At 73.8% G+C, this 7,825-nt stretch carries 8 protein-coding genes and 1 riboswitch; of the genes, 5 read left to right on the forward strand and 3 right to left on the reverse strand.

What is annotated here, in order from left to right; genetic code table 11:
• The coding region (locus tag B7L92_RS26980) for a glycoside hydrolase family 6 protein (RefSeq protein WP_174704023.1) at positions 1–204 on the forward strand (204 nt) is incomplete at its 5' end.
• Here the strand turns inward: B7L92_RS26980 and B7L92_RS26985 are convergent.
• Positions 186–1,604 (reverse strand): uracil-xanthine permease family protein, encoded by a 1,419-nt coding sequence (locus B7L92_RS26985; RefSeq protein WP_081239974.1) that lies wholly within the window; start codon positions 1,602–1,604, stop codon positions 186–188. The genes B7L92_RS26980 and B7L92_RS26985 overlap by 19 nt on opposite strands.
• A gap of 176 nt (positions 1,605–1,780) precedes the next feature.
• Here B7L92_RS26985 and B7L92_RS26990 point away from each other — a divergent pair, with 176 nt between their 5' ends.
• Complete coding sequence (locus tag B7L92_RS26990) at positions 1,781–2,239, forward strand: acyl-CoA thioesterase (protein ID WP_081239975.1); 459 nt, start codon at positions 1,781–1,783, stop codon at positions 2,237–2,239.
• Here the strand turns inward: B7L92_RS26990 and B7L92_RS26995 are convergent.
• Positions 2,199–3,404, reverse strand: coding sequence for an MFS transporter (locus B7L92_RS26995; RefSeq protein ID WP_081239976.1), 1,206 nt, complete (start codon positions 3,402–3,404; stop codon positions 2,199–2,201). The genes B7L92_RS26990 and B7L92_RS26995 overlap by 41 nt on opposite strands.
• A gap of 144 nt (positions 3,405–3,548) precedes the next feature.
• Between B7L92_RS26995 and B7L92_RS27000 the strand changes: the two genes are divergently transcribed.
• A complete protein-coding gene (locus B7L92_RS27000) occupies positions 3,549–4,775 on the forward strand; it encodes an ROK family transcriptional regulator (RefSeq protein WP_081239977.1) in 1,227 nt (408 codons plus the stop codon).
• Between the two features lie 118 nt (positions 4,776–4,893).
• Here the strand turns inward: B7L92_RS27000 and B7L92_RS27005 are convergent, their stop codons facing one another.
• Positions 4,894–5,649 (reverse strand): SDR family oxidoreductase, encoded by a 756-nt coding sequence (locus B7L92_RS27005; protein WP_081239978.1) that lies wholly within the window; start codon positions 5,647–5,649, stop codon positions 4,894–4,896.
• Between the two features lie 577 nt (positions 5,650–6,226).
• Positions 6,227–6,357, forward strand: a riboswitch (FMN riboswitch).
• A gap of 143 nt (positions 6,358–6,500) precedes the next feature.
• Here B7L92_RS27005 and B7L92_RS27010 point away from each other — a divergent pair.
• Entirely contained in the window at positions 6,501–7,115 is a 615-nt protein-coding gene (locus B7L92_RS27010) for a riboflavin synthase (protein ID WP_081239979.1), read from the forward strand.
• Entirely contained in the window at positions 7,112–7,753 is a 642-nt protein-coding gene (locus B7L92_RS27015; RefSeq protein WP_081239980.1) for a nicotinamide mononucleotide transporter family protein, read from the forward strand. Before B7L92_RS27010 ends, B7L92_RS27015 begins: the two co-directional genes overlap by 4 nt.
• The last annotated feature ends 72 nt before the right edge of the window (positions 7,754–7,825 follow it).

Consider the following 7,825-nt stretch of genomic DNA (forward strand, 5'->3'; position numbering starts at 1 on the left):
ACCAGCCGCAACGGCAACGGCGCCCCGGCCGACGGCGAGTGGTGCGACCCGGCGGGCCGCAAGCTCGGCCGCGCCCCGACGCTCGATACCGGCGAGCCGGGGATCGACGCCTACCTGTGGGTGAAGCTGCCGGGGGAGTCGGACGGCTGCAAGGGGGCGCCGGGCACCTTCACCCCGTCGTACGCCTACGAGCTGGCGCGCTGAGGACTCTCGTCGCCCGGGTCGCCCCTGCCGCTGTCGTCGTAGGAGGAGGTGCCCTCGTCGAGCAGCGGCTCCTGCGTCTTGAGGTGGGCGGGCGCGAAGGCGCGCAGCGCGTGGTAGCCGGTGATGACGACGAGCGTGCCCAGCGCGATGCCGCTGAGGGAGAAGGTGTCGGTGAACTCCATCGTCACGTTGCCGACGCCGATGATGATGCCCGCGGCGGCCGGTACCAGGTTCAGCGGATTGCGCAGGTCCACCTTGGCGTTGATCCAGATCTGGGCGCCGAGCAGGCCGATCATGCCGTACAGGATGACGGTGATCCCGCCGAGCACACCGCCGGGGATCGCGGCCACGACCGCGCCGAACTTCGGGCAGAGGCCGAACAGCAGGGCGAAGCACGCGGCGGCCCAGTACGCGGCGGTCGAGTAGACCCGGGTCGCCGCCATCACGCCGATGTTCTCGGAGTAGGTGGTGTTGGGCGGGCCGCCGACGGCGGTGGACAGCATGGAGCCGACGCCGTCGGCGGAGATGGCCGTGCCCAGCTTGTCGTCGAGGTTGTCGCCGGTCATCTCGCCGACGGCCTTGACGTGCCCGGCGTTCTCGGCGATCAGCGCGATGACGACCGGCAGGGCGACCAGGATCGCCGACCACTCGAAGGACGGGCCGTGCAGGTTCGGCAGACCGAACCAGTCGGCCTGGCCCACACCGGACAGGTCCAGGCGCCAGTGGTCGGTGACCTTGCCGCTCGCGTCCGCGGAGTGGATCCGGCCGAAGACCAGGTCGAGGGCCCAGGAGAGCGCGTACCCGAAGACCAGCCCGAGGAAGATCGCGACACGGGACCAGAAGCCCCGCAGGCACACCACCGCCAGGCCGGTGAACAGCATCACGGACAGGGCGGTCCACTGGTCCTGCGGCCAGTACGTGGCGGCGGTCACCGGCGCCAGGTTGAAGCCGATCAGCATCACCACCGCGCCGGTGACGATCGGCGGCATCGTGGCGTGGATGATCCGCGCCCCGAAACGCCGCACCGCGAGCCCCACCAGGAACAGCGCGGCCCCGACCACGAACACCGCGCCGGTCACGGTGGCGCTCGACCCGCCCTGGGCCCGGATGACCGCGGCGACGCCGACGAAGGAGAGCGAGCAGCCCAGGTAGCTGGGCACCCGCCCCTGGGTCGCCAGCAGGAAGACGATGGTCGCGACACCCGACATCATGATCGCGAGGTTGGGGTCCAGGCCCATGAGGACCGGGGCGACGAAGGACGCCCCGAACATGGCCACGACGTGCTGGGCGCCGAGCCCGACGGTGCGGGGCCAGGAGAGCCGTTCGTCGGGGCGGACCACCGCTCCGGGCGCCGGAGTGCGTCCGTCGCCGTGCAGTGTCCAGCGGACGCCGAGATTCATGGGTCGTCGCTTTCGTCGTACGTGCAGCGTGTCCGGACCATTGTCAGGGGTGAACAGGAGTGCTCCGGACGGCCCGACCGGGTGGGCCCGCCCCGGCTGAGCGTCTGCTTAGGATGAGGGCGCGCCGCTGTTCGATGTATGCGGCATTCATCCCGTGCGTCCCAGGAGCCCCACCCGTGACCGTCGACGTCCCGACCGCCCCCGCCCCGTCCCACGGCCGGCTGATCCCCGTGACCGTCCACTTCGACGACCTCGACGCGCTGGGGCTGCTGCACAACGCCCGCTACCCGCTGCTGGTCGAGCGGGCCTGGACCGAGCTGTGGCAGGAGAAGGGCATCCGCTTCGAGGGCGACTGGGCCGCGGCCGGCGACGCCTGCAACGCGGTCAGGGAGTTCCGGATCGGCTACGAGGCGCCGGTGACCCGGACCGGCGCCCACGCCGTCCACCTCTGGCTGGACCGGCTCGGCACGACCGGGCTGACCTACGGCTTCCGCTTCTGTTCGCGGGACGGCGCGGTGACGTACGCGCGGGGCAGCCGGGTGCTGGTGCGGCTGGACGCCGGGACGCTGCGCCCGGCGCCCTGGAGCGAGGCGTTCAGGGCCGCGGCTCGGGAACTGCTGCGCCCGGACGCGTGATCGGCGTACGGTCCCCGGCGCGCAGGACCCTCGCGAAGCCGGCCAGACCGCACGACAACACCGTGACCAGGACGAACGACACCATCAGACTGGTCGCCTGGGCCAGCAGCCCGATCGCGCTCGGAGCGATCAGGCCCGAGGTGTAGGTGATGGTCGCGACGCCCGCGATGGCCAGGCTCGGATTGGGGCCGCTGCGCCCGGCGGCGGCGAAGCACAGCGGCACGACCACCGCGATGCCCAGGCCCATCAGGGCGAAACCGCCCATCGCCACCGCGGGGTGCCGCGCGAGGACGATCAGCAGTCCGCCGAGCACGGCGAGCGCCCCGCTCGCGCGGACCGTGCGGACGGCGCCGTAGCGGTCCACCACCCGGTCCCCGGCGATCCGGGCGATCGCCATGGTCAGGGTGAAACCGGTGGTGCAGGCGGCGGCGAGACCGGCCGAGGCGTCGAGCCGGTCGCGCAGGTAGACCGCCGACCAGTCCAGGCTCGCGCCCTCCGCGAACACCGCGCAGAACCCGATCGCGCCGATCAGCAGCGCGGAGCGCGGCGGCAGCGCGAACCTCGGCGGCGGCTCCTCGTCCTCGGCGGGCTGCAGATCCAGCACCCAGGCGCAGGCGGTGACGCCCACCGCCGTCAGGACAGCGGCCGCGAGCGCGTGGTGCAGCCGGGCGTCCGCACCGAGGTGCGCGGCGAGCGTGCCGGCCGCCGAGCCGACCAGGGCACCGACGCTCCACATGCCGTGCAGCCCGGACATGATCGACTTGTCGAGACGGTTCTCCACCTCCACGCCCAGCGCGTTCATCGCCACGTCGGACATGCCGGCCGTGGCGCCGTAGACGAACAGGACCAGGCAGAGCGTGAGCATGTTCGGGGCGAGCGAGGGGAGGACGAGCGCGAGCGTCCACAGGGCGATCAGTCCACGCAGGGCGGTGCGGGCGCCGAAGCGGTGACTGATCCTCCCGGCGAGCGGCATCGCGACGGACGCGCCGAGCGCGGGGAAGGCGAGCGCCAGCCCGAGCTGCCCCGCGCCGACCCCGGCGTGGTCCTGGATCCACGGGACGCGGGTGGCGAACGAGCCGGTGACGGCGCCGTGCACGGCGAACACGGTGGCCACGGCGTACCGCGCCCGTCTCACCTCGAGCCGCCCATGGACCTCTGCACCCATCCGCCCCGCCCCTTCGGTCGTCCGTCCCCGCGCGTGCCGCCGTAAACTATCAGGTAACCTGCCTGATGGATAAGTGGTTCACGGCTGATTCCGCACCGCCGGTCCCGGACCCGACCGGCCCCGCCGATCTGGGAGGATCCCGCCATGGCCGCATCCCCGAGCACCGCCAGAGCCATCAACGACCGGCTCGCCCTGCGTCTGCTCCAGCGGGAGGGCCCGCTGACGGCAGGCCGGCTGAAGCAGCTGACCGGGCTCTCCCGGCCGACCGTCGCCGACCTCGTCGAGCGCCTCACCGCCGCCGGTCTGGTCGCGGTGGTCGGAGAGGCGGGGGAGCAGCGGCGCGGACCCAACGCCAAGCTGTACGGCATCGTCGCCGGCCGGGCGCACCTGGCCGCGCTCGACGTGCGCACCGAAGGCGTCGCCGTGGTCGTCTCCGACCTCGTCGGCGAGGTCCTGGCCGAGGCCTCCGTGCCCATCACCGGGGAGGCGGGGACGGGGCCGGCCGTGGAGCAGGCGGTGGCGCTGGTCGAGCGGACGGTGAAGGAGGCGGGCGCCGACCGGCTGCACACCGTCGGGATCGGCGCGCCGGGACTGATCGACCCCGCGAGCGGCGCACTGCGCGACTCCACCGGCCTGCCCGAATGGCACCGCCGCCTGGTCGACGCGCTCCAGGAACGCCTCCCCGAGGCCCGCGTCAGCGTGGAGAACGAGACCAACCTCGCCGCGCTGGCCGAGCAGCGCGACGGGGCGGCCGACGACCGGGACACCTTCGTCCTGCTGTGGCTGGGCCACGGCACCGGCGCGGCCGTGATCCTCGACGGCACCCTGCGCCGGGGTGCCTCCGGCGGCACGGGCGAGATCGGCTTCCTCCCGGTTCCGGGCACCGACGGCCTCCCGTCGGCCACGGACTGCGCGGGCGGCTTCCACTCCCTGGTCGGGGCGGCGGCGGTCGCGGAACTGGCGGCGGAGCACGGCCTCGTGACCGCCTCCGCGGCCGACCCGGTGGCGGCGGAGGCGGTACGGGCGGCCGCCCGGGAGGCCGGGCCGGCGTCCGCCGGGGCGGCGTCCGCCGGGGCGCGCTTCCTCGACGCGCTGGCCGACCGGATCGTGGTGGGCGTCGCGTCGGTGGTCGCCCTGCTGGATCCCGGATGCGTGGTGCTGGGCGGGGAGGTCGGTCAGGCCGGCGGGGAGGCGCTCGCCTCCCGGGTGCGGGACCGCCTGGCCGTCGTCTCGCCCCTGCCCACCGAGGTGCGGGCCAGTGCCCTGGGCGGCGGCGCGGTCCTGCGGGGCGCGCTGCTGACCGCCCGGGACCGCGCCCAGGACGAGCTCTTCGGCTCCCCTGTGCCGTGGTGCTCCGACCCCGCCGGCTGATCCCGCCGGCAGGGTCGGCCCGGCCGGTCCGCAGCCGCCGCGGGGCCGGGCGAGAGCCCCGGCGCCCCCTGCGGCCCCACCGGTGACGCCCCTGCCGGCCCGGCGGAGGCCCGCCCGCTCACCGGCGTCCCGCGCCCCGGAACCGCTCCGCCAGGAACTCGTCGAAGGTGCGCTTGCCCACCGCCCGTTGCGGGGCCAGATGGCCGCCGGCCCGGAAGGCGCGGTAGGCCGCGCCGCGCAGGGGCACCTTCACCACCGCGCGACGGCGGCCCGTGGCCTTCAGGTACGCGCGGGCCAGCGAGTCGAACGTCCGCACCTCCGGGCCGCCCATGTCCTCGACGCGGCCCGCCGGCCCGCCCTGGGCCAGCTCCACCAGCCGTGCGGCGACTTCGGCGACGTCGATCGGCTGGTCCTTCACACGGGCGGGCAGCGGCACGACCGGCAGCCTGGACAGGCCCTGGAGGAGGGTGAGCACCAGATCGTGGAACTGGGTGGCGCGCAGCACCGTCCAGCCGAGCCCCGACTCCTCGACCAGCCGCTCCACCGCGTGCTTGGTCCGGTAGTAGCCGAACGGCACCCGGTCGACGCCGACGATCGAGATGTACACCAGGTGCCCCACCCCGGCCCGCCGCGCCGCCGCGATCAGGTTCCGTGCCGCACGCTCGTCACCACCGCGCGGCGAGGTCGCGCAGTGCACGATCGTCTCCACCCCCTGGACCGCCGCGTCCAGCCCGCTCCCGCCCTCGCGCAGGTCGACGGCGTACGGCCGGGAGCTCCGGCTGAGCACCCGCACCTCGTGCCCGTCCGCCCGCAACCGCTCGGTGACGAGCCGGCCGAGCGTTCCGGTACCACCGGTCACCAGGATCGTGGTCATGTCGTTCAGCCCTTTCGGACACCGGGCGCTCCCCGCTGGAGCGCCCCTCGCCCACCGGACGGGCGGCCGCCGCGGAATGTGACACCGGCGCGAGGAGCCGTGGCCGCGGGCCTCGCGCCGACGCCGGCCGACGGCGTCGAAGTCCGGCGGCGCACGAGGTCCAGCTTGTCCGGGCCCGCCGCGGCCCGCACCCGGGGGACGGGTCCGTTCGGCCGGGAGGGGCGGTCCGCCCCGGACCGGGCGCCGCACCGACCCGCCCGTGTGCGGGCGGCCCCGCGTCACGCGCCCACCACGGTGACGTGGTGAGACCCGGCGGCGGGCAAGGGCCGTCGTCACCGCCGCCGGGCCGGTCTCGCGAGAGTCAGCAGGCTCCCTGGTGCTGGCGCAGACCCTAAGAGGACTAGACCACACCGTCAATAGGTATGGACCAATTCCACGGCTCCCGGATGCGGGGGCGGGAAGGGGGCGCCTCTCCGCCCCGTGTCCGGCGGGCCGGCACCGCCCGCTGTGAGCCACCCCACACCTCCCGCCCCTGTGCACGGCGATCGGGCATGGCACACTGACCCTGTACCAGTAGCAGCGCACTCCGGGGTCGGTGAAAGTCCGAACCGGCGGTTACAGTCCGCGACCCGGCCGCTTCCAGCGGTCGGTTGACCAGGTGAAATTCCTGGACCGACGGTTAAAGTCCGGATGGGAGGCAGTGCGCGGCGGGCGGGCATCATGCGCGCCGCCGTACCGGTTCGCCGTCGAGGCGAACCCTGTCCGGCGTCGCCCCGGTGTCCTCGTCCGTACGATCTGTCGTCATCGACAGCCCCGGAGTCCGTGCCCGAAGAGGCAGGAGGACCCGGGAAGTGTTCACCGGAATCGTCGAAGAGCTGGGCGAGGTCACCGCCGTCGAGACCCTCGACGACGCCTGTCGCTTCCGGCTGCGCGGCCCCGTGGTCACCGAGGACGCGAAACACGGGGACTCCATCGCCGTCAACGGCGTCTGCCTCACCGTCGTCGAGCACGGGGGCGACGAGTTCACCGCCGACGTGATGGCCGAGACCCTGAACCGCTCCAGCCTCGGCGCCCTCGCCGTCGGCTCCCGCGTCAACCTCGAACGCCCCATGGCCCTGGGCGCCCGCCTCGGCGGCCACATCGTGCAGGGGCACGTCGACGGCACCGGCGAGATCCTCGAGCGCAAGCCGTCCGAGAACTGGGAGGTCGTGAAGGTCTCCCTCCCGGCGGACCTCTCCCGCTACGTGGTGGAGAAGGGCTCCATCACCGTCGACGGCATCAGCCTCACCGTCGTCGACGCCGGCCCCGACTTCTTCACGGTCAGCCTGATCCCCACCACCCTCGCCCTGACCACGCTCGGCCTCAAGCAGCCCGGCGACCCGGTCAACCTCGAGGTGGACGTCATCGCCAAGTACGTCGAGCGGATGATCGGCGACCGGGCCCTCGGCGAGGGGGCCGCGCGGTGAACTGGCTCAACTCCGAGGCCTTCGTCCTCTTCGACCAGCACATCAAGTGGTCGGACATGATCGGCAACGTGATCGGTCTGGTCGCCCTGGCCCTCGGCTGGCGGCGCTCCATCTGGACCTGGCCCGCCCAGTTCGTCTCCGGCCTGATCCTCTTCGCCGCCTTCGCCACCGCCCACCTCTCCGGCAGCGCGGGCAAGCAGATCGTCGTGATGCTCGTCGCCGCCTGGGGCTTCTGGCAGTGGAACCGCGGCCGCCGGCAGGCGCAGGACGGCTCCGTCGCGGTCCGCTTCGCCACCTGGCGCGAGCGCGGAGCGCTGTGCGCCGCCGCGGCCGCCGGCACCCTCGCCGTCGGCGGACTGTTCACCCTCTACCCGTCCCTGTCCTGGGACCCCTGGCCGGACGCCTACATCTTCGTCGGCACGATCGTCGCCATGTACGCCCAGGCCCGCGGCATGGTCGAGTTCTGGGTCGCCTGGCTGCTCGTCGACCTCGTCGGCGTCCCCCTGAACTTCGCCAACGGCTTCGCCTTCTCCGGCTTCGTCTACGTCATCTACGGCGCGCTGGTCCTGTGGGGACTGCGCGACTGGTGGCTGCGCTCCCGCACCGCGCGGCCCGCCCTGGAAGGAGCGCCCGCATGACCGCCCTCACGTCCCCCGGCCCCGCCCTGAGCGAAGCTCCCCCGGAGCAGAGGGGCCGGGGGACGTGAGGGC

It is taken from the genome of Streptomyces viridosporus, from assembly GCF_002078235.1.
Classification (GTDB): Bacteria; Actinomycetota; Actinomycetes; order Streptomycetales; family Streptomycetaceae; genus Streptomyces; species Streptomyces viridosporus.

Bases quoted from the DNA above. Each gene is read 5' to 3' on its own strand.
- B7L92_RS26985 (WP_081239974.1), bottom strand. From the start codon at position 1,604: ATGAATCTCGGCGTCCGCTGGACACTGCACGGCGACGGACGCACTCCG.
- B7L92_RS26995 (WP_081239976.1), bottom strand. From the start codon at position 3,404: ATGGGTGCAGAGGTCCATGGGCGGCTCGAGGTGAGACGGGCGCGGTAC.
- B7L92_RS27000 (WP_081239977.1), top strand. From the start codon at position 3,549: ATGGCCGCATCCCCGAGCACCGCCAGAGCCATCAACGACCGGCTCGCC.
- B7L92_RS27005 (WP_081239978.1), bottom strand. From the start codon at position 5,649: ATGACCACGATCCTGGTGACCGGTGGTACCGGAACGCTCGGCCGGCTC.